Origin of the sequence: Nonomuraea sp. NPDC049607, assembly GCF_040675375.1 — a bacterium.
Taxonomy (GTDB): Bacteria; Actinomycetota; Actinomycetes; order Streptosporangiales; family Streptosporangiaceae; genus Nonomuraea.
In genome coordinates this window covers 173,349-196,371 of the sequence record NZ_JBFAOV010000009.1, presented here as the reverse complement: position 1 = coordinate 196,371, position 23,023 = coordinate 173,349, and the positions used below count along the sequence as shown (strand labels likewise).

Genomic DNA, 23,023 nt, shown 5'->3' with positions numbered 1-23,023 from the left:
ACTGAACTTGCAAGAGCCTGTCTGATCTAGCCTGACAAGATGAGAGGGGTGCTGCCGGTCCTGCTGTCGGCGTGGTTCATGGCCCAGTTCGACTTCTTCGTGGTCAACGTGGCCGCGCCCGCCGTCGAGCACGACCTGAACGCCGGACCGGCGGCCCTGGAGCTGATCGTCGCCGGGTACGCCTTCACGTACGCGGCCGGCATGATCACCGGCGGCCGGCTCGGCGACCGCTACGGCTACCGTCGCCTGTTCGTCCACGGCGTGGCCGGTTTCACCGTCGCCTCGGTGTTGTGCGGCCTGGCCCCCGGAGCGGCCTGGCTGGTGGCCGCCCGCCTGCTCCAGGGCCTGGCGGGCGCCGTCATGGTGCCCCAGGTGCTGGCCATGATCTCGGCCGTCTACCCGCCGGAGCGGCGCGGCCGCGCCATCGGCTGGTACGGCGCCGCCGGCGGCCTCGGCTCCATCGCCGGCCAGGTGCTCGGCGGCCTGCTGCTCACCGCCGACGTGCTCGGCCTCGGCTGGCGGGTCATCTTCCTGATCAACCTGCCGGTCGGCCTGGTCGTCGTGCCGCTGGCCCGCCGGCTGCTGCCCGAGGCCGACCGTCGCGAGCCCGTCGCGTTCGACCTGCCGGGCGCGGCCGGGCTCGCCGCCGGGCTGGCGCTGCTGCTGGTGCCGCTCGGCCTGGGCAACAGCCTGGGCTGGCCCGCCTGGACGTGGGCCGCCATGGCGGCGAGCGCGCCGGTGTTCGCGCTGACCTGGTGGTGGCAGCGGGCCCTGGCCGCCCGCGGCGGGCAGCCGGTGCTCGACCTCGGCCTGCTCAAGGTCCACTCCTACCTGGCGGGCGTGGCGGCGATCGTCGCGTTCATGGCGTACTTCGCCTCGTTCATGTTCACGCTGACGCTGCTGCTGCAGAACGGGCTCGGGCTCACCGCCTTCCAGGCGGGGCTGGCGTTCGCACCGATGGGCGTGCTGTTCACCGTGACCTCGCTGCTGGGCACCCGCCTGGTCAGCCGGTACGGGCTCGTCGTCGTCATGGTGGGCGGCCTGGTCACCGCCCTGGGGCTGGCGCTGCTGGTGGTGGGGGCCGGGCGCGGGCTGCCGTACATCATGGTCGCGCTCGTGCTCGTGGGCTCGGGCAACGGCCTGGTCCTGCCCCGGCTCATCGGCGCCGCGCTGGTGGAGGTCGCGCCGCACCAGGCCGGCATCGGGTCGGGGGTGCTCAGCACGGCGCAGCAGTTCGCCGGCGCGGGCGGCGTCGCCGTGATCGGGGCGGTCTACTTCGCGGTCGCCGAGGGCGGCCACCACGCGCGGGCCATGCGCTGGTCGGCCGCCATCGACCTGGCGCTGATCCTGCTCGTGGTCGCGATGGTGGCCTACAACCGGCGGCGCGCCGTCAGGAGGGCGTCGGCAGCAGGGTCCCGTAGAGCCGCCTGACCCTGATCCTGACCACCAGCCGGCGGTCGGCGACCATGCGGTGCAGGAACGCCAGCTCGCCCCCGGCGTCGCCGAACGACGGCTGCATGGCCAGCAGCTCCAGCCCCACCTCGTCACCCGGCCGGTCGCTCACGGGGGACAGCTCGGCCTCGCCCTCGGCGACGGCGTAGGAGCCGAAGTCGTCGCTGGCGACGTAGAGCGCGCAGCGGGCGTCCTTGTGCAGGCGGCGTACCGTGAGCCGGTCGGCGACGGTCGAGATCCGCACCACCCGGGGCCTGGGGTCCCAGGTGTAGACCACGGTGGACAGTTGCGGGGGGCCGCCTGAGCCGCTGGTGGCGAGCGCGCCGAAGCGCTGGCCGGCGAGCAGCGCCGACAGAGCCTCCTCGGGCAGCTCCAGCGGCTGTGCCCCCATCGCCCCCATACCGCCCATTGCCTCCTGTGACATCCCTCGACCCCCGTCGTGATGCGGAGCTGTCAGCCTATCCCGAGTTGTCGGGAGAGTGACTGTGCGTCGGAGATCACCCAATATTCGGAGAATCGTCCGTCCGTCGCACGCAGGAGGTCGTGCCCGGAGAACGAGATCCGGGTGCCCGGCGGGGCGCTCGCGCCGGGCAGGCCGCCCCGGTAGGCGCCGCTGAACGTCCACCGGGCGGCGACCAGGTCACCGTCGACGGCCGGGCCCACGTCGAGCGTGACCCGGACGTCGTCGAACGGCTCGCGGCCCTGCCGGATCGCCTCGGCCAGCCCTTCGGGGCCGCGCACGTCCTGGCCGGGCCAGTGGCCGACGAATTCCCGGGTGACCAGGTCGGGCGCGAGGGAGAGGTCGCCGTTCCACAGTTCGAGCAGCCAGCGCTCGTACAGTTCGGTCAGCATGGCGGTACGCCTACCCCCGCGCGACGGGCTCAGCCGCAGTTGCCCCAGCTGGTACGGCCACCGCCGGCGATGGACCCGCTGGTCGCCTGGATCGTGCCCCAGTACTGCACGCAGGCGTTCTTGGCCCAGTACTTGACCGGCCCGGCGTACTGCCCGAACTTGCCGGCGTCTATGCGCACGATCGAGTCCTGCTTCTGGTTGCGCGCCCTGTGCATGACGGTGAGCCTGGCGCTCATCTGCGTCTTCGAGCCGATGAAGCGCGACTTGACCGTGACGACGCAGTTCTCGCCGGTGCCGCGGTTGTAGAGCAGGTAGACCGTGCCGTAACGCTCGCCTCTCTGGGTCTTGACGGGCCTCGTGCCGTCGGAGACGAGCCCGAAGCCGGAGCCGCAGATGCTCTGCGGGCTGCTCGCGGTTGTGGCCTCCGCCGGGGCCGCGAGCACGCCGCTGAAGGCGATCGCAGCCGTGAGAAGGATTGCCTTTGACGGCATACGCACTAGTACGTCCCTTTCGGTTGGCCTTGACTCAAGATCTCGACAAGCATGCCCGAAACTCGGTTATCGGTCCAGTTTTATGGAGGAAAGCATGGCGACTGTAGGTTTCCGCTATGACTCTCGCCATCATCAACGGATATGTCGTACCGGTTGACGGGGATCCCATCGAGGGCGGCACCGTCCTGGTCGACGACGGGAAGATCGTCACGGTGGGGCGGGACGTGCCGATCCCCGGCTCGGCCACCGTCGTGGACGCGGGCGGCGGCTGGGTCCTGCCCGGTTTCGTCGAGGCGCACGGCCACCTCGGCGTGTACGAGGAGGCCGAGGGCTGGGCCGGCAACGACACCAACGAGATGACCGACCCCAACGGCGCCCGGCTGCGCGCCCTCGACGCCATCAACCCGGCCGACCAGGGCTTCGCCGACGCGCTGTCCGGCGGCGTCACCACGGCCGTGATCAAGCCGGGGTCCGGCAACCCGATCGGCGGGCAGACGGTCGCGGTCAAGTGCTGGGGCAGGTCCGTCGACGAGATGCTGGTCAGACAGCCGGTGAGCGTGAAGAGCGCGCTGGGGGAGAACCCCAAACGCGTCTACGGCGACCAGAAGAAGCTGCCCTCCACCCGGCAGGGCGTGGCCGCGGTGATCCGCGACGCGCTCATGAAGGCGCAGGACTACAGGGCGAAGAAGGCCGCGGCCGAGCGCGAGGACAAGCCGTTCGACCGCGACGGCACGCTGGAGATCCTGGCCCGGGTGCTCGACGGCGAGCTGCCGTGGTGCCAGCACGCCCACCGCGCCGACGACATCGCCACCGCGCTGCGCCTGGCCGACGAGTTCGGCTACCGGCTGATCCTCAACCACGGCACCGAGGGCCACCTGCTGGCCGACACGCTGGCCGAGCGGAACGTGCCGGTCATCATCGGCCCGCTGTTCACCAGCCGGTCGAAGGTCGAGCTGCGGCAGCGCGCCCTGCGCAACCCGGGCATCCTCGCGCGGGCCGGGGTCGAACTGGCGATCACCACCGACCATCCGGTGGTCCCCATCCACTTCCTCGTCCACCAGGCCACCCTCGCGGTCAAGGAGGGGCTCGACCGGGACACCGCGCTGCGCTCGATCACCGTCAACCCGGCCCGCATCATGGGCCTCGACGACCGGGTGGGCTCGCTGCGGCCCGGCCTCGACGGCGACGTGGTCATCTGGTCCGGCGACCCCCTCGACGTGATGAGCCGGGCGCTGCGGGTGTTCATCGCCGGGCGCGAGGTGTACTCCTACGTGGACGGGGAATCCGTCGTCGCCGATCCCTATTACCGCGAGTCACGGTGATGTAAGCGACTGTCAAGTGCGCGACGGCCGGGAACGCTCATAGTAGGTGCACTGAGTCGGAGAAAGGCGCCCCCCATGACAGCTCCGCAGTTCGCCAGGAGACCCAGCAAGGCGCTCCTGATCGGCCTGGTGGTCTCAGGCGTCCTCGCGCTGATCGTCCTCGGTCTCATGCTGCGCAAGGGAGGGCCGGTCGGGTTCGGGCTGTCGGCCGTGCTGGGGCTGGCGCCGCTGCCGGTGCTGCTGGCCGCCGTGCTCTCGCTCGACCGGCTGGAGCCCGAGCCGAAGCTGCACCTCGCCTTCGCCTTCGCGTGGGGCGCGGGCCTGGCGATCGTGCTCGGCGTCGGGCTGACGCTGGCCGGGCAGGCGCTGTTCCTGCGGGCCGGGTACGGCGCCCAGCTCGTCAACGACGTCGGCACCGTGTTCCTGGCCCCGGTGATCGAGGAGGCGCTGAAGGGCTCGGCGCTGCTGCTGCTCCTGCGCCGGAAACAGGAGATCGACGGCCTGACCGACGGCATCGTCTACGCCTCCATGGCGGGTCTCGGCTTCGCCGCCGTGGAGAACATCGGCTACTACCTGATCGCGTTCGGCCAGGACGGCACCGGCGCCGCGGTGCGGCTGTTCGTGCTCAGGGGGCTGATCGACCCGCTCGGCCATCCCATCTACACCTCGATGATCGGCCTCGGCGTCGCCTACGCGCTCACCCGCCGCACGCCCGCCAGGTTCGCCGCGATCCCGCTCGGCTACCTGGGCGCGGTCGTGCTGCACGGGCTCTGGAACGGCGCCGCCTCCACCCAGTCGCTGGCCTGGCTGGGCGCGGCGTACCTGGTGATCATGGTGGCGCTGGTCCTGCTCATCGTGGTCACCGTCGTCGAACGCCGTCAGCTCGTCTCGAAGATGGGCGTCTACCTGCCCGGCTACGGCAGCACCGGCCTGGTCACGGCGGACGACCTCACGATGCTCAGCACGCTCAAGGCGCGCAAGGCGGCCCGCAAGTGGGCCAGGGGGGCCGGGCTCGGCCGCGCGATGAGCGACTACCAGCAGGCCGCGACCGAACTGACCGTGCTGCACCTGCGGGCCGAACGCCAGGGCATGGACCCGGGCCGGTTCGAGACGGAACGCGCCGCCCTGCTCACCTCCATGGCCCACGCCCGCCGCTGGTAGCGGGGGCGGGCTCACGGGTGGGTGAGCAGCGCGGCGGGGGCCGTGACGGGTCAGGTTCACGGGCGGGTGAGCAGCGCGGCCAGGGCCGTGGCCGCGCTCAGCACGATGCAGGCCGCCACCGCCACCGTCGCCCCCTGCTCCACGCCGAACGCGCCGACGACCGCCGCCACGCCGGCCGCGCCCAGGGAGGAGCCGACGTACCGGGCGGTGTTGTTGGCGCCCGACCCCATGCTGACCCGGTGGGCCGGCACGCTCTCGATCGCCAGATGGGTGATCGAGGAGTTGATCAGCCCTGACCCGGCGCCGCTCACCACCAGCCCGGCCACGACCAGCGGCAGGTCCAGCGAGCCGCCCACGCCCAGCAGGCCCGCGAACCCGAGCGCGGTCAGGCCGAGGCCGAGGGCCAGCCGGGCGGCGGTGCGCAGGCGTACCAGCCGGGACAGCAGCGACACCGCGAACGACGTGCCCGACCAGAGACAGAACAGCAGACCGGTCTGCAACGGCGTCAGCGCGTGCGCGGTCTGCAGCACGGTCGGCAGGTAGCTGAGCAGGCCCACGACCGCCGCCCCGACGACCAGCGCGCCGCCGGTGGCGACCAGGAACACCGGCCGTCCGAACAGCTCCAGGTCGAGCAGCGGCTCCGGCCGCCGGCGCTCCACCGCCACGAACGCCGCCACCAGCACCGCCGCCAGCACGAACGCCCCGATCACCACCGGACGCCCCCACCCGGCACGCCCTTCGGTCACGCCCGCGACCAGCGCCCCGACGCCCAGACTGAGCAGCAGCACGCCCGGCACGTCGAACCGGCGCGGCGCGGGGGAGCGCGACTCGTCCAGCAAGCGCGCCGACGCCGCCGCCAGGACGACCGCGCCGGCCGACAACACCCAGTAGACCGCCCGCCAGCTCACCGCCATGGCCAGCGCGCCGGAGACCAGCGGGCCCACCGCCGTGCCCAGCCCGATCATGGCGCCGTAGAGTCCCGTGGCCCGCACCCGCGCGGCGCCGGAGGGGTAGGCATGGCCGACGATGCCCAGGCTGGCGGCCAGCATCGCCGCGCTCGCCCCGCCCTGCACCAGCCTGGCCAGCACGAACACCGGCACCGACGTGCTCAGCGCGGCCGCCACCCCGGCGACCGCCAGCACCGCCGACCCCCACACCAGCACCCGCCTGCGCCCGTGGTCGTCGGCCAGCCCGCCGGAGACCAGCAGCAGCGCCGACAGCCCGAGCGAGATCCCGCCCAGCATCCACACCGGCCCCGTCGCCCCCGCGCCCAGGGACGCGGCCGTCTGCGGCAACGTCACCATCGGGACCGTGTAGTTCGTCAGCACCAGCAGGGGCGCCGAGGACGCCACGGCGAGCGTGCCCGGCCGGACCCGAGTCAGTTCGGTCATTGAACTCATTCGCGCAACGTACCACGGTTCGATGAATGAACTAACATGGGTTCCATGGCGCTCGGCAAGAACTACGAAGGCCAGGACTGCTCGCTGGCCAGGGCCCTGGAAGTGATCGGCGAACGGTGGACGCTCCTGGTGGTCCGCGACGCCATGTACGGCGTACGCCGCTACGGCGACTTCCTCGCCCACCTCGACATCCCCAGGGCGGTCCTGTCCCAGCGGCTCGGCGCGCTGGTCGAGGTCGGCGTCCTGGTCAAGAGCCGCTACCAGGACAACCCGCCCCGCGACGAGTACGTCCTGACCGCCGTGGGCCGCGAGCTGTGGGTCCCCCTGCTGGCCCTGTCCCAGTGGGGCGAGCGCAACCTCGGCGGGGCCGGGCCGCGCCGCCTGTTCCACCACGTGACCTGCGGCGCCCGGCTCGACCCCGTGTCCCGGTGCCCGTCGTGCGGCACGGTCGTCGGGGTGGAGGAGATCGAGGTGCGCCCCGGCCCCGGCCTGGAGCACAACAGGGACGACCCGGTCAGCATGGTGTTGCGTGAGCCCCACAGGATGCTCGCTCCGGTCTCCTGACAGAATCGGGCGGTAACCCCCGAAAGGAGATCAGATGAGCTGGGCGGAGATCGGGTCCGAGGAGGAGTTGCGGGAACTGCTGGGCGAGGTGATGCCGCGGGCCGCGACCAAGGAGCGGGTCCGGCTGCACGCTCGCGACCGCGACTGGCTGGCGGCGTCACCGCTCTGCCTGATCGCCACGTCCGACGACAAGGGCAACTGCGACGTCTCGCCCAAGGGTGACCCGGCCGGGTTCGTCCACGTCGTCGACGACACCACGATCGCCATTCCGGACCGTCCGGGGAACCGCCGGGCCGACGGGTTCCACAACGTCCTGAGGAACCCGCACGTCGGGCTGATCTTCGTGGTCCCCGGCCGCAACGAGACCCTGCGCGTCAACGGCCGTGCCCGGCTCGTGCGCGAGGCGCCGTTCTTCGACGAGATGATCGTCAAGGGCCACCGGCCGCGGCTCGCCCTGGTGGTGGAGATCGAGCAGATCTTCTTCCACTGCGCCAAGGCGTTCATGCGCTCGCAGCTCTGGACGCCCGACTCCTGGAACCCCTCCGCCCTGCCCTCGCACGCCAAGCTGATCAAGGAGGTCCAGGTCGTGGAGGAGACGCTGGAGCAGTTGGAGTCGTACTACAGCGAGTCCTACGCCAAGAGGCTCTACGGCTGATCCGTACGGCCGGCGGGGGGAGCCGGTGCCGTCGGACCTCGGGAGTGCGGGATCGTGCGGGTCAGGCGGCGGGCGTCGGCCCGCCGGGGAAGTGGAGCACGTTCTGGCCGCTGTAGGCCCGCAGGTCGATCACCTTGGGGTCGGCGGCCACGGTGCTTCTGCGGCGGGCCGCCGCCCGGATGTCGCGGATCTTGTGCCTGGCGACGTGCGGTGGCACGACCGCAAGCCTCTTCATGTGAGCCCCCCGTGATGTTCCTGTTACCTCTGTTATCTACCGATACAGCCGTAAGTTCGCTGTAAAGGGTAGCTAATAGGGCAACTTTCGCCCCGAGGGGGTGCACAGATCCGGCTCGGCCGGCGGCTGCGGACGTCTCCTGCTCGTGGATCCCAGGACTCTGACGCGCGTCAGGTCCCCGGAACCAGGCGGGCGGTCACGCCGACGCGGTTCCAGGCGTTGATCATCGCGATGGAGACGACAAGCGCGGCGAGCTGCTTCTCGTCATAGTGCTCGGCCGCCTGCTCCCACACCTCGTCCGGCACGGTCTCGCCGCGGTCGGCCAGGCGGGTCGCCTCCTCGGTCAGCGCCAGGGCCGCCCGCTCGGCGGGGGTGAAGACCGTGGCCTCCCGCCAGGCCGCGACCGACCACAGCCGCTCGTCGCTCTCCCCGGCCTTCTTCATGTCCCTGCTGTGCATGTGCACGCAGTAGCCGCAGCCGTTGATCTGGCTGGCCCGCAGCTTGACCAGCTCGATCGTGGCCGCGGGCAGGTCGCTGCCGTGCATGTACGCCTCCACCGCCAGGAACCCCCGGTACGCCTCCGGGGCGAGCTTGGCGATGTCGATGCGCTGGGTCATGGTGATCCTCCCTGTGTCGTTCGCTTCCATGACACAGGACGAGGCGGCCCCGCGCGATGTGACAGCTCCGGGATGGGAATTCTCTGGTCTCAGCCCGCGCAGTTGCCCCAGGAGTTGCGGCCGCCCCACGCCTCGACGCGGTTGTCCGGGGTGCGCGTCCAACCCGCGTACTTCACGCACTTCCAGCTACCGTCGATGTGGCCGGTCTCGGCGTAGAAGCGGTAACGCTGCACGTCCTCGCTCCGGCCGCCGCCGCGGACCTCGATGGAGGCGCCGGTGACCGTAGGGGTGCCGCGGTAGGCGATCTTGATCGCCGCGACGCAGTTCTTGCCGGCGCGCTTGTTGTACATCAGGTAGACGTGTCCGAGAACCGCTCCGTCGCGCGTCTTCATCGCGCGGTGGCCGTCCCGCACCCGCTGGTAGCCCGCGCCGCAGACGCGCTCGGGCGTCTCGGCGAAGGAAGCGGCGGAGGCGGAGGTGGCCGAGGCGGCGTAGGCGGAGGAGGGGACGGCGGCGATACCGGCGGCGACCAGACCGGCCGCGATGACCGTGCGCGTCAGCACGATATTCCCTTCGGCGGGGGATAAAAGGACGTCGTCGATCTTTACCGAGACTTGACCGTAATTCAAGGGGGTTGGTGAATGCCGCTCATCGCGGTGTCCGCCGTCTGGGCCGTGTTCTGGGGAGCCTGGTCGGCCCTGCTGCCGGCGGTCAAGCTGGAGCTGGGCCTCTCGGCGGCGCAGCTCGGCGCGGCGCTGAGCGCCGTGCCGATCGGAGCCCTGCCCGCGATGGCGCTGACCGGCCGGCTGGCCCGCGGACGCGAGCGCCGGGCCCTCATGGCGGCGACCGCGCTGTTCGGGCTCACCGTGGCGGGGCTCGCCGCCGTCACCGGGCCCAGGCAGCTCGCGGCCGCGCTGCTGCTGCTCGGCGCGGCCAGCGGCGCGCTCGACGTCACGCTCAACCTGACCACGGGACGCGTCGAGCGCGAGAGCGGCCGGCGGCTCTTCCAGGTGGTGCACGCGGCCTTCCCGGTCGCGGTCATCGTGGCCGCCCCGCTCGCCGGCCTGGCCCGGTCGCTCGGGGTGCACACCGGGACCGTGCTCGTGGTGATCGGGCTGATGGTGGCGGCGACGTCCCTGTCGCTGCCGGCCCTGCCCGTCGGACGCGGCCGGCCCGCGCCCTCCGGCGACCCCCGCGCGGGACACCGGCTGTGGGGGCTCGCGCTGCTGCTCGGGACGCTGGCCGGCTGCGTGCTGGTGATCGAGAACGCGGTGGAGCAGTGGTCGGTGCTCCTGCTGGAGGAGCACCGGGACGCCACGCCCCTGACGGCCAGCCTCGCGCCCTCGGTCTACATGGCCGCGCTCACGGCCGGCCGGATCGCCGCACATACGCTGCCCCCGGTGCCGCTGCGCGCGTTGTACCTGGTCGCCGGGGCGGGCGGCGCGGCCGGGATCGCCCTGGCCGGGCTCGGCGGCGGCGTGCCGCTGTCCATGGCGGGCTTCGCCCTGACCGGGCTGACGCTAGGGCCGCTGGTGCCCGCCCTGCTCAGCCGTGCGGCCGCCGACGACCCCACCGGGACGCTGGTGTGGGGCGTGTCCACCGTCTCCTACACCGGGTTCGTCGTCAGCCCGCTGCTGGTGGCGGGCCTGACCGGGCCGTTCGGGCTGCCCGTCGCGCTCGCCGCGCTCGGCCTGCTGGGGCTGCCGCTGATCGCACGCTTCGCCGTCATCGAGGGTGAATCAGCCTGAATATGGTGCTTCGTTGGGGAAAGCGCACCACGGATCCGGGTATTGCCCGAGGTGATCGGACCGTGAAGAGGGGATCACCATGGCCGTCTGCGACAACTGCGGCAACGACTACGACATGGCCTTCGAGGTGCACGCGCAGGGCGCGGTGCACACCTTCGACTGCTTCCAGTGCGCGATCGAGGCCATGGCGCCGATCTGCGAGCACTGCGGCACCAAGGTCATCGGCCACGGCGTGCAGTCGGGCGAGCACTGGTACTGCTGCGCCCACTGCGCCCGCGAGGAGGGCAACAAGGGCATCGTCGACCGGGTGATGGCGAGCACGTCCGCCTGACCCGCGGGCGCTACGCCTCCTTGAGATCCAGCAGCGACCGCATGCGGCTCAGGGAGCGGTCGAGCGCGTCCTGAGGCACCGGGGCGGCGAGGTCGAGCGTGATGGCGCCGCCCTTGGCCTCCCAGACGCCGGCCACCCGCCCCTCGTGCACCACCACGGGCGAGATCCAGCCCGCCTGACGGCTGACCTTCGGCTTGAGCGGCGGCGGGACGAGCGGGGCGAGGGTACGCGGCGCGCCCAGGATGAACTGGTCGAAGCCCGGCAGCAGGTGGACGCCCGCCGAGGGCCGGGTGGCGGCCAGGTCGTCGGCGTGCTCGGCCAGCGCGTGGAGAACCGTGCCGTCGTCGGCCCTGATTTCCACCAGCTCGGGGGCCAGCCCCTTGACCCACCCCCTGAGCACCGCCTTCCTGGCCACGCCGCCGAACAGCCAGGTGTCGAACATCTCCGGCGCGGCCGGCCCATGGGCGCCCAGGAACGCCCGCAGCACCCGCACCCCGGCCTCTTCCTGGTCGGGGAGCACCCCCGGCCAGCCCGGGACCCACGATCGCGGCGCGGTGAAGGTGACCTTGCCCTCGCGGGGCGGCCCGTAGCACAGCTCGCCCAGGCGGCTCAGCGGCTTGAGCAGCGCCCCCCACCCGGACGTCAGCGCCTCGCGCAGATGGGCCTGCCCGGTCAGCGCCACGACCTCCTCGACCAGCTCCTCGCGGGTCAGCGGCGCGCCCTTCAACGCCTCAGGGACGGCCTCGATGACGGCCTCGATCTCGGCGGCGGTCACGCCGTGGCCGCGCTGCCAGGAGCCCTTCTCCCAGAAGCGCAGCGTGCTCAGCGCCGCGCACAGGCCGGCCAGCTCGTCGGCGGGCACCAGGTGGAGGGTGCCGCGCATGAGCCAGGTCTTGACCAGGGCACGGTCGGCCCACAGGGCCTGGTCGATCTCGCCCGGGACGGGCCGGGCGCTCCGGACCGCCACCGCGAGCTGGGCCGAGGAGGCGACCTGCGCCTGCACCCCGCACAGCCGGCGCACCACCGAGACCGGGTCGGGCCCGTCGGCCGCCGCCACGAACTGCCTGCGCAGCCGCCAGGCGAGGATCTGCGGCCAGGTGAGGTCCATCGTCATGCGTCACTTCTACCGTCTCCCACCGACAGTCCGCACATCCGCGCTCCTCGCGGCCGGTCCGGTCGCCTTCGCCGTCGCCTTCCTCCCGCAGTCCGTCGACCCGCCGCCCGCCGCCGGGTGGACGTGGCGACGGGCGGGATCTTCATCGGGCTCGGCGTGAAGCCGGCCGTGGAGCGCTGGGCGCGGGTCAGCCGGTGAAGCCGATGTCCTCGTAGCGCAGGTCGTAGAAGCCGCGCGCGCCGACGTTGGCCAGGGTCTGCCTGGCCGCCACGTTCTGCGGACGCTGGTAGAGCGGCAAAACGTTGACCAGCTTCCAGATCAGCCCGTCGGCCTCGTTCGTCTGGGTGCGGGCCGCCGCCGGGTCGAGGTTCTGGGCCGCCTTGTCCATGGCCTGGTCGATCTCCGGCGAGCCAGTCCGGCCGAAGTTGGCGTTCCAGGTCTTGCCGTTCGCTGAGTTCGCGTAGATCCCGTAGCTGCTCGAAATCGGATAAGGCGTGCCGATGTAGGCGAAGGGCGTGATGTCGAAGTTGCCGGGGATGACGTACTTGGTGAAGAAGTCGTCGCTCGGCACCGCCTTGATGGTGAGCTTCACCCCGATCTGGGCCAGCATGTTCTGGGCCAGCTCACCCTCCGACTTGCTCAGCTGCACCCCCGACGGCACCACGAACCGCAGGTCGAGCGGCTGCCCGTTCTTCTGCCTGACGGCTCCGTTCAGCTTCCAGCCGGCCGCGTCGAGCATCTGCTTGGCGCGGTCGGGGTTGTAGACGCCGAGACTTCCGGCGTTGTCCAGGTATCCCTCCTGGGTGTTCATGAAGAAGTGGTTGTTCAGCGGCTCGATCGGCCAGTCGAGCCCCTGGAGGTCGGACTGCGCGATGGCCTGCCGGTTGATGCCGAGCTGGATGGCCTGCCGCACGTTGACGTCCTTGAGCAGCTCGCTCGACCCGTTGAAGGTGAAGTGCCGGAAGTCGGGCCCGGCGGCCTGGCGCACCTGCGCGCCCTGCGTGGACCTGGCCCGCGCGTAGTCGGGCGCGGAGGGCCCGACGTCGATGAGGTCGAGCTCCCCGTTGCTGAACGCGCCGATCAGCGAGTCCTGCTCCGAGGCCCGGTAGATGATCTGGTCGAGCTTGGCCCGGTCGCCCCACCAGGTGTCGTCCCGGACGATCGTGATGGTCTTGGCCGTCTGGTCGAAGCCCTTGAACTTGAACGGCCCGGCGGTCACCGGGATCTTGTTCAGCCAGGAGGTGTTGAAGGCCTGCGGGGTCCGGTTCGTCGCGGCCGGCAGCAGCGGCCCGAACAGCGACTGCCAGTCGCCGAACGGCTTGACGAAGGTGACCTTCACCTCGTGGTCGTCCTTGCCCCGCTCGACCTTCTCGATGTCCTGGTAGCCGGTGGCCGAGACGATGTGGAAGTCGGGGTTGCGGCCGTTGAGCGCCTGCCACTGGGCCTGGTAGTCGGCCCACGTGATCGGCTGCCCGTCCGACCACTTGGCCTTGGGGTTGAGGGTGTACGTGACGACCTGCTTCGGGCTCTGGTCGGTGACCTTGGCGTCGAGCACGTAGTCGCGGTCGACGGTGATCTCCGCCTTCTCGTCGGAGACGAACGGCGAGGGCAGCAGCGCGTTGCTGATCACGGCCGCCACCGCCAGGTTGCCGTCGACGTGGTTCCTGTTCCACTGGCTGGGGAACTCGTTGATGCCCCAGCGCAGCGTGCCGCCGTCCTTGACCTTGTCGCGCGGCTGCGGGTTGATGTCGAAGGCCCTGATGGTCTTGTGCTCACCTTGCGTGCCGCTCGTCGAGCCGCCCCCCGAGCCGCCGCCGCCACAGCTCACCAGCGACAGCGAGCCCGTCACGGCGACGGCCACGACTAGACGTGAAGCTTTCATCGAGCGCATTCCTCCTGATCTAGACGACGTCGAGCCTCTCGGCGTAATGGCAGGCCGCCCCCTGGTCGTCGGCCACCGGCAGCACCTCCGGCTCGACGCCCACGCACAGCGCGCGCTCGTCGTCGGTGAGCACCGAGCGGAACTTCGGGCACCGGGTGCGGAAGCGGCAGCCCGTCGGAGGGTGGGCCGGGCTGGGCAGGTCGCCTTCGAGCAGGATGCGCTCGCGTACGCGCTCACGGGCCGGGTCGGGCAGCGGGATCGCCGACAGCAGGGCCTGCGTGTACGGATGCGCCGGAGCCCCGTAGACCGCGTCGACCTGCCCGATCTCGGCGATCCTGCCCAGGTACATGACCGCCACCCGGTCGGCGATGTACCGCACCACGGCCAGGTCGTGCGCCACGAACAGGTACGACAGCCCGAGCCTGTCACGCAGCGAGCCCAGCAGGTTGATGACCCCTGCCTGGATCGACACGTCGAGCGCCGAGACCGGCTCGTCCAGCACCAGCAGCCTGGGCTCCAGCGCCAGCGCCCTGGCGATGCCGATGCGCTGCCGCTGCCCGCCGGAGAAGTCCTGCGGGTAGCGGGCGGCGTGCGCCGGGTCGAGGCCGACCAGCGCGAGCAGCTCGCCCACCCGCCGGGCCGGCCGCCGCTGCCCGTGGGTGCGCAGCGGCTCGGCCAGGATGTCGTAGACCGTCATGCGCGGGTCGAGGGAGGCCATCGGGTCCTGGAAGACCACCTGCATGTCCCGCCGGACCGCGGTGCGCTCGGCGCCGTCGAGGCGGGCGGTGTCGCGGCCGAGCACGACCACGCGCCCCTCCTGCGGCGGGACGAGCTCCAGGATCTGGGTGAGCGTGGTGGTCTTGCCGCTGCCCGACTCGCCGACCAGTCCCAGGGTCTCGCCCCGGCGGATGTCGAAGCTGACGCCGGCCACGGCGTGCACCGTGCCGACCCGGCGTTTGAACAGTGCCCCCTTGAGCAGCGGGAAGTCCTTGACCAGTCCGTCGACCTCCAGCACCGTCTGCTCGCCGCGGACCGCGGGCGCGACGGGCTCCAGGGCCGCGTGACGGCCGGGGGCCTCGGGGCGGACGACCTCCCAGCGGATGCACGCCGCCCGGTGGCCCACCCCCACGTCGAACAGCGGAGGCTCGGCCTCGTCGCACGCGTCGATCTTCAGCGGGCAGCGCGGCGCGAACGGGCAGCCGGGCGGCAGCGCGGCGGGGGAGGGCGGGTTCCCGGCGATCGGGACCAGCGGCTGCCGCCCGCCGCGGTCGACCCGCGGGATCGAGGCCAGCAGCCCCGCCGTGTACGGCATGCGCATCCGGTAGTAGATGTCGTCGACGTCGCCCACCTCGACCGGGCGGCCGGCGTACATGACCAGGACCCGGTCGGCGAACCCGGCCACCACGCCGAGATCGTGCGTGATCATGATGATCGCCGCGCCGGTCTCCCGCTGGGCCTTCTTCAGCACCTCCAGCACCTGCGCCTGGATGGTCACGTCGAGCGCGGTGGTGGGCTCGTCGCAGATGATCACGTCGGGGTCGTTGGCGATGGCCATCGCGATCATCACGCGCTGCCGCATGCCGCCGGAGAACTCGTGCGGGAAGGCCAGCGCCCGCTCGCTCGGCGACGGGATGCCGACCAGCTCCAGCAGCTCGACGGCCTTGACCGCGGCGTTCTCCTTGCTCACCCGCTGATGGACGCGGACGGCCTCGGCGATCTGGTCGCCCACCCGGTAGACCGGCGTGAGCGCCGACAGGGGGTCCTGGAACACCATCGACACGGTCTTGCCGCGGAAGCGGGTCAGCTCCCGCTCGGGGGCGCCGACCAGCTCCTTGCCGTGCAGGCGCACCGACCCGGTCACCCGGGCGCTCGGCGGCAGCAGGCCCATGACGGCGGCCGAGGTGACCGACTTGCCCGACCCGGACTCGCCCACGATGCCCAGCACCTCACCCGGGCTCACCGAGTAACTGACCCCGCGCACCGCGCGTACGTCACCGAAGGACACGTGGAGGTCGCTGACCTCCAGGACCGGGTTCGCCGCGGGCCTCATCGCCGCGCCGCCGGGTCGAAGGCGTCGCGCAGCGCGTCGCCGATGAGGTTGACCGCCAGCACGGTCACCACCAGCAGCCCGGCCACGAACCAGAACGTCCACGGCGCGTAGACCGCCGTGCGCGAGCCGTCGGCGATCAGCGTGCCGAAGGAGACGTCGGGCGGCTGGATGCCGAACCCGAAGTACGACAGCGAGGTCTCGGTCAGAATGGCCGCGCTGACATTGAGCGTGGCGTCGACGATGAGCAGCGAGGACAGGTTGGGGATGACGTGCCGGAAGATGATCCGCACCGGCGGCACGCCCATGAAGCGGGCGGCCTGGATGTACTCGCGCTCCTTCAGCGAGATCGTCATCCCCCGGACGATCTTCGAGGTCACCATCCACAGGAACAGCGCCAGCATGATCACGAACAGCACCCACTGCCCGGCCCCGAACAGCGGCGACATGATCGCCAGGATGAGGAAGGCGGGCAGCACGAGCAGCAGGTCGGTGATCCAGCTCAGCGCCCGGTCGGTCCAGCCCAGGAAGTAGCCGGAGAAGGCGCCCACCACGGCCGCGACCGCGGTGGAGACCAGCGCCGCCAGCAGGCCCACGATCAGCGACTTCTGCATGCCGCGCAGGGTCACCGCGTAGACGTCGGCGCCCGTCTGGAGCGTTCCGAACCAGTGCTGGGCCGAGGGCGGCTGCAGGAACGCCGTGAAGTCCTTGTCGGTGTAGGACCACCGGCTGAACAGCGGCCCGACGAACGCCAGCAGGAACATCAGCGCCAGCACCGCGAACCCGACCAGCCCCTGCGGCGAGCGGAAGAAGCGGCCGGCCACCACCCGCAGCCGCGACGGCGCCCGGCCCAGGTCGCCGGTCAGCTCCTCCGCCAGCTCCTCCTCCGAGAGCGTCATCACGCCCGCACCCTCGGATCGAGCGCGGCGTGCAGCAGGTCGGAGGCGAGCGCGGCGCACAGCACGGCCACGGCGGCCAGGAAGGAGATCGCCGCCACGGTGTTGACGTCGTTGGTGAAGATCGAGTTGATCAGCTGCTCGCCCAGCCCGTGCCAGCCGAAGATCTTCTCGGTGAAGGTGGCCCCGGTCAGCAGGCTGCCGAACGTGAAGGCGAAGTAGGTGGCCACCGGGATCAGCGCGGTGCGCAGCGCGTGCCGGGTCAGCGCCTTGCGCCTGCTCAGCCCCTTGGCCCTGGCCGTACGGACGAAGTCGGCGCCGAGCACGTCGAGCATCATGTTGCGCTGGTAGCGGCTGAAGATCGCGACCAGGCCCACGGACAGCGAGATCGTCGGCAGGATCAGGTGTTGCAGCCGGTCGAGCGCGTACCCCCAGAAGCCGGTCTCCAGGCCGGCGCTGTACTCGCCGCTGACCAGCAGCACCTGGCGGCCGAAGACGTTGTCGTTGGCCCAGGCGCCGGCCAGGATCAGCATGTTGGCCAGCACCACGACCGGCACCGCGAGCACGACGAACGACAGGCCCGTCGAGAGCCGGTCGAACCAGCCGTACTGCCTGACCGCCGCGTACGCGCCCACCAGCACCCCCAGCAGGCTCCCGAAGAGCAGCCCCAGGATCACCAGCCGGAACGTGACCCCCATCCGCCGCCTGAGGTCCTCGTTGACGGGCGAGCCGGTGACCGTCTTGCCGAAGTCGCCGTGCAGCACCCCCGACGCCCACGTGGCGTAGCGCTGCAGCAGCGGGGTCTTGTCGTTGAGGTTGAGCGCGGTGAGCTGGGCGTCGACGACGGCGGGCGGCGGCTTGGGGGTGCGGTCGGCGTAGTTGGAACGCGGGTCGAGCGCCCCGGCGGCCAGCAGGTACGCCAGGCTCGCGGCCACGCCGACCAGCACCACGTAGTTGAGCAGCCTGCGGGCCAGGAACCCCGCCATCGTCCCCCTCCCGGACGCACACGATAGGTAGTCATACTGCTACAGGCGGCAGCATCGTGGCGCGCGGAAATGCCAAAGAGGGGTTAACGTCCGGAAAGTTCGTCCACGGCGGTGCGCACGTCGTCGCTGGTGATCGTCGTGAGGTCGGCGGAGCTGGCCGACCCGCCGCCCGACGCCTGGGCGGCCAGGCGCACGTCGCGGCGCATCGCGGCCCGCTCGAACAGCGACCGGGCGAAGCGGCCGTTGCCCAGGCCGTCGATCAGCCGCTCCTCGCACACCCAGGCGAACACCTCGTCGAGGTCGCGCAGGGCCTGCTCGTCGAAGTTGTCGCCGGCCTTGGCCGCCAGCAGCACCGCGATCTGCGACAGCTCGCGCGGGGAGTAGCTGGGGAAGGCCACGCGCTGGTTGAACCGGCTGGCCAGGCCGGGGTTGGTGGCCAGGAAGGAGTCCATCTCGCGCGGGTAGCCGGCCAGCACGATGACCAGCCGGTCGCGGTCGTCCTCGGCCCGTTTGAGCAAGGTCTGGACGGCCTCCGAGCCGAAGGCGTCGCCGCCCGCGTAGCCGGGGTTGACCAGGCTGTAGGCCTCGTCGATGAACAGCACGCCGCCGAGCGCCCGGTCGACCAGCTCGTTGGTCTTGATCGCGGTGGCGCCGAGGTGCTGGCCGACCAGGTCGGCGCGATGGGCCTCGACGACGTCGGGCCTGGCCAGCAGGCCGAGCGCGGCGAAGACGCGGCCGAGCACCCGTGCGACGGTGGTCTTGCCCGTGCCGGGCGGCCCGGCGAACACGAAGTGGCGCATCTGCGGCGGCGTGGGCAGCCCGCGCTCCTGCCGCATGCGGGCCACCTGGAGCTGGGCGGCGATGGCGTGCACCTGCCGCTTGACCGGCTCCAGACCGGCCATCGTGTCGAGGTCGGCCAGCGCCTCCTCCAGCGTGGGCGTGGCCACGTAGCCGCGGAAGCGGGCGGTCAGCTCCTCGAACGCCTTCGTCACGTCGGGCGTGGTGGTGGTCACCAGGTCCTGTGTGGTCGGGGTGCCGCCGGCGCCCACCACCCGGACGTCCCTGGCCTGCGCGGCGGCCTCGACCAGGCTGCGCACGAACCGGGCGTTGCCCAGCTCGTCGACCAGGCCGCGCCGCTGGACGTCTTCGAAGAGGCCGAGCAGGGCGCGCCCGGTGTCGGGGCCCATCGTGTCGCCCCTGCGCCGCTGGAGCACCTCGGTGATCTCGGCCAGCTCGGGGGCCGAGTAGCTGGGGAAGCGCACGCGGGTGGCGAACCGGCTGGCCAGGCCGGGGTTGCTGGACAGGAACCCGGCCATCTCCTGCTCGTAGCCGGCCAGGATGATGATCAGGCGCTCGCGGTCGTCCTCGGCCCGCTTGAGCAGGGTCTGCACGGCCTCGGCGCCGAACCTGTCGGGCTGGCCGTCGGAGGAGTTGACCAGGCCGTAGGCCTCGTCGATGAACAGCACGCCGCCGAGCGCCCGGTCGACCAGCTCGTTGGTCTTGATCGCGGTCGCGCCCAGGAACTCGCCCACCAGGTCGGCCCGCTGCGCCTCGACCACGTAGGGGGTCTCCAGCAGGCCGAACGCGTAGAAGATCTTGGCCAGCGCGCGGGCCACGCTGGTCTTGCCGGTGCCCGGCGGGCCGACGAAGACGAAATGCCTGGTCGGGCGTTCGGCGGTGTAGCCGGCCTCGGCCCGCAGCCGGGTGGCCTCGATGGAGGCGGCGATCGAGCGGACCTGCTCCTTGACCGGCGCCAGCCCGATCATGCCCTCCAGCTCGGCCAGCGCGTCCTCGACGGAGATCTGCGGCGGCGCCCCCGCCTTGTCGGCCTGCTGCTCGGGACGGCTCTCACGGGCGCGCACGCGCACCTGCTGCTCCTCGGCGGACAGCTCGGCCTTGGCCCGGCGCGCCTGGAGGAACCGGTAGACCAGCATGACGACGGCCGCCGCGCAGGCGCCCCAGAGCGCGGCGGCGGCCGACAGGAAGGAGAGCCCGAAGGCCAGCACCCCGGCGGGCACGAGCGCCGCCAGCGTGCTCACCCACGGCGTGACCCAGCGGATGAGGTGGGAGGCGGCGGCCACGGGCAGGGCCAGCGCGACCATCGCGTGCAGCGCCACGGATCCGGGCGGGAAACGCCAGGAGAACAGCGGCAGCACCAGCACGACCCAGCCGGCCACGACCAGCGCCGTCGCGGCGGCCCGCGGGAAGCGCATGGTCAGCGCCACGAAGGCGAGCGCCAGCAGGACGAGGGGGAACGTCGTCAGCAGATCCCAGCCGAGCGCCGCGCCCACGCCCATGGCGGCGATGAGCAGCACGGCGTAGAGCACCCGGCGCACGGCCGGGGGAATCTGGAAATATCGCAGCCTCACCTGCTCGAACAGATCCCGCGCCGCGTCCCGCCCCGCGGCCTGGGCCCTGTCGGACTCACGCATCACGCCTCCCCGGTCCGCCCCCGGTTATACCGCACCCGACCGACGATTGGGCGGGCCTGACACGCTAGGTGGAGGTCACGAAACGGGCGATCAAACGTCCGAATTCGGGGCCGGCGTCCTCCTGGAGGAAGTGTCCGGCGCCGGCGATCACCGGATGGGACAGCCCGGCCGTGCCCGCGACGGCCTTGAGCATGATGGGCGCCATGCCGGCGGTGATGGGGTCGCCGTCGGAGAAGGCCACCAGGAACGGGCGGTCGAGCGTCGTGAGGATCTGCCAGGCAGTGCGGTTGGCGGGCGCGGCGGGGTCGTCGGGCGTGACCGGCACGAGACCGGGCATGACACGCGGGCCCGCTTTGTACGACTCGTCCGGGAACGGCGCGTCGTAGGCCGCCCGCACCTCGTCACTGAGCCGCGTCCGGCAGCCGGCCTGGACCAGGCGGGCGATGTCCAGCGTGGGGGCCGCGGCGACGGTGTCCTTGAAGCGGTGCCAGACGTCGGGCATGGGAATGTCACCCGAGGGCAACCCCGTGTTGGCGGCCACGATCCTGGCCACGCGTTCCGGGTGCTCGGCGGCGATGCGCAGCCCGATCAGCCCGCCCCAGTCCTGGCCGACGACGGTGACGCCGTCCAGGCCGAGCGCGTCGAACAGCAGCGCGCGGGTCCACTCCACGTGCCTGGCGTAGGTGTGCTCGGCCGGGTCCACCGGTTTGTCCGAGCGGCCGAAGCCGATCAGGTCGGGGGCGATCGCGCGCAGCCCGGCCGCGGCCAGCTCGCGCATGACGTGGCGGTAGAGGAAGGACCAGCTCGGCTCGCCGTGCAGCAGGACGACCGGCTCGCCGTCCGCGGGGCCCGCCTCGACGTAGGCCATGCGCGGGCCGTCCGGCAGGTCGGCGTGGCGGGGCTCGTAGGGGAAGTCGGGCAGGCCGGCGAAGCGCTCTTCGGGGGTTCGCAGAGTCCGCATAGAACAAAACTCTAGTCACCGTCGCTGGTGCCGGCCGGGGAACTCGCCGACGAGCACCTGCTTGGGGGTGACGCGCAGGACGTCGGGGCCGGGCCGGGCGATGCCCCGTACCTCGACCCAGAACCGCCGTTGCAGCGGGTCGGCCGCGAACACCGCGACGCGCGGGTCGGCCTCGACGCCCTCCCACGCCTCGGGCCCGGCGATCAGCCGCAGCTCGCCGGAGGAGGTGACGGACCCGGCCGCGCCGACGACCCGGGGGCCCATGGGGTCGCCGTAGGCCAGGACGAGGCTCCTGGCGTAGGAGAACGCCTGGCGTACCTCCGAGGGCAGCGCCACCGAGGGCGCGCCGCCCATGGGCAGATCGCACATGACGAGGGAGGCCCGCCAGGGCCCCGGCGCGCCGCGCCACCACGAGCGCAGGGCGCGCACCGCGTACACCGCCATCGCCGCGCCCAGCGCGCCCAGTCCCGTCCGCCAGCCCCAGGCCGACCCCAGCGCGCCCCCCACGGCGCAGCCGAGGGCGGCGAGCGCCACCAGGCAGCCCGCGGCCAGGAGCCACCCGTCGCCCCTGCCGCGGGCGCGCAGCCAGGCCCGCACCATCGGGAACGGCACCGCCACCGCGGCCACCGCGGCCCTGGGCTCGACCACCAGCGCCCCGCCCACCAGCGGCACCAGCACCGACCAGGTCCTGACGAGGACGATCCACAACGTCACGCCGGCGTTCCTGGCCGCCGTGCGCTCGCCCGGGACGGACCCCAGCTCGGCCAGCGCGGGCAGCGGCCGCCCCCGCCACGCCTCCGCCAGCACCCGCACGACCGCCAGCGCCGGCCACATCAGCACCACGATCCCGGCCAGCCCCGCCCAGACCGGATCCAGCCAGGACGGCGCCGCCGGCACCGCGCCCAGCAGCAGCCAGGCCGCGAACGCCGGCACCGACAGCCCCGCCGACACCACGGCCGCGCCCAGCCATGGATCACGCCCGGCCATGGCAGGCACGTACGCCCACACCCCCACCCGCCGCGCCTGCCGGACCGTCAGCGGCACCAGCGCGGCCAGCGCGGCGAACCCGCCCGCCCGGGCCCACGCCGCCGCGTCGAGGGCGAGCGCGGCCGCCGCGACGGCGATCACGGCCAGGGCGAGCAGCAGCCTGACCTGGCGGGCCCAGACCTCCAGCGCCCGCCTGGCCCGTCCCGTCTGGCGCGGGTCGACCGGCCAGGCCGGGTCGTGGTGCGGGCGCGGCCGGTCCCAGCGCAGCAGGCACAGGGCCAGGTTCACGCGGGCCTGCGGATGGGCCGGTGCCCTGGCCAGCGCGGCGCGGTAGGCCCGCTCGGCCTCCGGATGGTCGTCGCGCAGCAGCGCCAGGTCACCGAGCAGGACCTCGGGATCGGCCTCCTCGGGCGCGAACCGCGCGGCCAGGACGGCGTCGGAGACCGCCTCGGACCAGCGGCCGGGGATCCGGCGGGCGATGGAGGCCAGGCGCACGCGCGCGGGCCAGGAGCCGGGTGCGAGGTCCGCCGCGCGCTCGGCCGGGGGAAGGGCGTCGGCGTCGCGGCCCAGGCGCTCGTGGGCCAGGCTGACGAGGCGGTGGGCCCATTCGTCGCCGGGGTCGAGGTCGGCCGCCCGGCGCGCGGCCTCCAACGCCGACTCGGGACGGCCGGCGTTCAGCCTGGTCAGAGCCTCGGTGCACCACTCGCGTGGGGACTTATCGGAAATATCGTCTTTCCCGGCACGTCCATCGTTCCCCACGGCTCCCATGATCCGGCGACGGATGCGCGATGGATAGATACGGACATATTGCTGTATCTCTCTAGAGAGGTGGGGGCCGTCGTGGATCGGCCGATACCGCTATGCCAGGCGCCTGGCATGGCCTAAGCTGC

General features: G+C 72.2%; 22 protein-coding genes. 7 read left to right on the top strand and 15 right to left on the bottom strand.

Features of this window, described 5'->3' with window-relative positions:
• The first annotated feature begins 39 nt into the window (after positions 1–39).
• Positions 40–1,431 (top strand): MFS transporter, encoded by a 1,392-nt coding sequence (locus AB0J97_RS20225; protein WP_364090753.1) that lies wholly within the window; start codon positions 40–42, stop codon positions 1,429–1,431.
• Here AB0J97_RS20225 and AB0J97_RS20220 read toward each other — a convergent pair.
• The 3 genes from AB0J97_RS20220 to AB0J97_RS20210 all read right to left on the bottom strand — a co-directional run bounded on the left by AB0J97_RS20220 (position 1,391) and on the right by AB0J97_RS20210 (position 2,795).
• Positions 1,391–1,843: a pyridoxamine 5'-phosphate oxidase family protein gene (locus tag AB0J97_RS20220; protein ID WP_364090750.1), complete on the bottom strand. Its 453-nt coding sequence runs from the start codon at positions 1,841–1,843 to the stop codon at positions 1,391–1,393. The genes AB0J97_RS20225 and AB0J97_RS20220 overlap by 41 nt on opposite strands.
• Before the next feature lie 62 nt (positions 1,844–1,905).
• Complete coding sequence (locus AB0J97_RS20215) at positions 1,906–2,304, bottom strand: ester cyclase (RefSeq protein ID WP_364090747.1); 399 nt, start codon at positions 2,302–2,304, stop codon at positions 1,906–1,908.
• Between the two features lie 29 nt (positions 2,305–2,333).
• A complete protein-coding gene (locus AB0J97_RS20210) occupies positions 2,334–2,795 on the bottom strand; it encodes a hypothetical protein (protein WP_364090744.1) in 462 nt (153 codons plus the stop codon).
• 116 nt (positions 2,796–2,911) lie between these two features.
• On the opposite strand from AB0J97_RS20210, the gene AB0J97_RS20205 reads away from it, so the two are divergent.
• Positions 2,912–4,117: an amidohydrolase gene (locus AB0J97_RS20205; RefSeq protein WP_364090741.1), complete on the top strand. Its 1,206-nt coding sequence runs from the start codon at positions 2,912–2,914 to the stop codon at positions 4,115–4,117.
• 75 nt (positions 4,118–4,192) lie between these two features.
• A complete protein-coding gene (locus AB0J97_RS20200; protein WP_364090738.1) occupies positions 4,193–5,278 on the top strand; it encodes a PrsW family intramembrane metalloprotease in 1,086 nt (361 codons plus the stop codon).
• Between the two features lie 56 nt (positions 5,279–5,334).
• Here the strand turns inward: AB0J97_RS20200 and AB0J97_RS20195 are convergent, their stop codons facing one another.
• Positions 5,335–6,669, bottom strand: coding sequence for an MFS transporter (locus AB0J97_RS20195; protein WP_364090735.1), 1,335 nt, complete (start codon positions 6,667–6,669; stop codon positions 5,335–5,337).
• 54 nt (positions 6,670–6,723) lie between these two features.
• Here AB0J97_RS20195 and AB0J97_RS20190 point away from each other — a divergent pair, with 54 nt between their 5' ends.
• Both AB0J97_RS20190 and AB0J97_RS20185 read left to right on the top strand, forming a co-directional pair.
• The gene (locus tag AB0J97_RS20190; protein WP_357698629.1) at positions 6,724–7,242 is read left to right on the top strand and encodes a helix-turn-helix domain-containing protein; all 519 of its coding nucleotides are present in this window, start codon (positions 6,724–6,726) and stop codon (positions 7,240–7,242) included.
• Positions 7,243–7,276: 34 nt separating this feature from the next.
• On the top strand, positions 7,277–7,897 hold the full coding sequence (locus AB0J97_RS20185; protein ID WP_364090732.1) for a pyridoxamine 5'-phosphate oxidase family protein: 621 nt from the start codon (positions 7,277–7,279) through the stop codon (positions 7,895–7,897).
• 61 nt (positions 7,898–7,958) lie between these two features.
• Here AB0J97_RS20185 and AB0J97_RS20180 read toward each other — a convergent pair whose 3' ends face one another.
• From AB0J97_RS20180 to AB0J97_RS20170, 3 genes are all read right to left on the bottom strand, one after another.
• Positions 7,959–8,132, bottom strand: a complete 174-nt coding sequence (locus AB0J97_RS20180; RefSeq protein ID WP_364090729.1) for a hypothetical protein — start codon at positions 8,130–8,132, stop codon at positions 7,959–7,961.
• Positions 8,133–8,302: 170 nt separating this feature from the next.
• A complete protein-coding gene (locus AB0J97_RS20175; RefSeq protein WP_364090726.1) occupies positions 8,303–8,749 on the bottom strand; it encodes a carboxymuconolactone decarboxylase family protein in 447 nt (148 codons plus the stop codon).
• Positions 8,750–8,838: 89 nt separating this feature from the next.
• Positions 8,839–9,312, bottom strand: coding sequence for a hypothetical protein (locus AB0J97_RS20170; protein WP_364090723.1), 474 nt, complete (start codon positions 9,310–9,312; stop codon positions 8,839–8,841).
• Between the two features lie 78 nt (positions 9,313–9,390).
• On the opposite strand from AB0J97_RS20170, the gene AB0J97_RS20165 reads away from it, so the two are divergent.
• Together AB0J97_RS20165 and AB0J97_RS20160 are read left to right on the top strand one after the other, a co-directional pair.
• The gene (locus tag AB0J97_RS20165) at positions 9,391–10,497 is read left to right on the top strand and encodes an MFS transporter (RefSeq protein ID WP_364090720.1); all 1,107 of its coding nucleotides are present in this window, start codon (positions 9,391–9,393) and stop codon (positions 10,495–10,497) included.
• 79 nt (positions 10,498–10,576) lie between these two features.
• Positions 10,577–10,828, top strand: coding sequence for a hypothetical protein (locus tag AB0J97_RS20160; protein ID WP_357698615.1), 252 nt, complete (start codon positions 10,577–10,579; stop codon positions 10,826–10,828).
• A gap of 10 nt (positions 10,829–10,838) precedes the next feature.
• Here the strand turns inward: AB0J97_RS20160 and AB0J97_RS20155 are convergent, their stop codons facing one another.
• The 8 genes from AB0J97_RS20155 to AB0J97_RS20120 all read right to left on the bottom strand — a co-directional run bounded on the left by AB0J97_RS20155 (position 10,839) and on the right by AB0J97_RS20120 (position 22,892).
• Positions 10,839–11,942, bottom strand: coding sequence for a winged helix DNA-binding domain-containing protein (locus AB0J97_RS20155; RefSeq protein WP_364090716.1), 1,104 nt, complete (start codon positions 11,940–11,942; stop codon positions 10,839–10,841).
• Positions 11,943–12,129: 187 nt separating this feature from the next.
• Positions 12,130–13,824 carry an ABC transporter family substrate-binding protein gene (locus AB0J97_RS20150; RefSeq protein ID WP_364090713.1) on the bottom strand — a complete coding sequence of 565 codons (1,695 nt, stop codon included), beginning with the start codon at positions 13,822–13,824 and terminating at the stop codon, positions 12,130–12,132.
• Between the two features lie 19 nt (positions 13,825–13,843).
• The gene (locus AB0J97_RS20145; protein WP_357698607.1) at positions 13,844–15,874 is read right to left on the bottom strand and encodes an ABC transporter ATP-binding protein; all 2,031 of its coding nucleotides are present in this window, start codon (positions 15,872–15,874) and stop codon (positions 13,844–13,846) included.
• Positions 15,871–16,770 (bottom strand): ABC transporter permease, encoded by a 900-nt coding sequence (locus tag AB0J97_RS20140; protein ID WP_364091052.1) that lies wholly within the window; start codon positions 16,768–16,770, stop codon positions 15,871–15,873. Before AB0J97_RS20140 ends, AB0J97_RS20145 begins: the two co-directional genes overlap by 4 nt.
• Positions 16,770–17,753, bottom strand: coding sequence for an ABC transporter permease (locus AB0J97_RS20135; protein WP_364090709.1), 984 nt, complete (start codon positions 17,751–17,753; stop codon positions 16,770–16,772). The genes AB0J97_RS20140 and AB0J97_RS20135 overlap by 1 nt, the downstream gene beginning before the upstream one ends.
• Before the next feature lie 83 nt (positions 17,754–17,836).
• The gene (locus AB0J97_RS20130; protein WP_364090705.1) at positions 17,837–20,185 is read right to left on the bottom strand and encodes an AAA family ATPase; all 2,349 of its coding nucleotides are present in this window, start codon (positions 20,183–20,185) and stop codon (positions 17,837–17,839) included.
• 64 nt (positions 20,186–20,249) lie between these two features.
• Positions 20,250–21,146, bottom strand: coding sequence for a haloalkane dehalogenase (locus tag AB0J97_RS20125; protein ID WP_364090702.1), 897 nt, complete (start codon positions 21,144–21,146; stop codon positions 20,250–20,252).
• Between the two features lie 15 nt (positions 21,147–21,161).
• Positions 21,162–22,892 carry a bacterial transcriptional activator domain-containing protein gene (locus tag AB0J97_RS20120; RefSeq protein ID WP_364090699.1) on the bottom strand — a complete coding sequence of 577 codons (1,731 nt, stop codon included), beginning with the start codon at positions 22,890–22,892 and terminating at the stop codon, positions 21,162–21,164.
• Between the last annotated feature and the right edge of the window lie 131 nt (positions 22,893–23,023).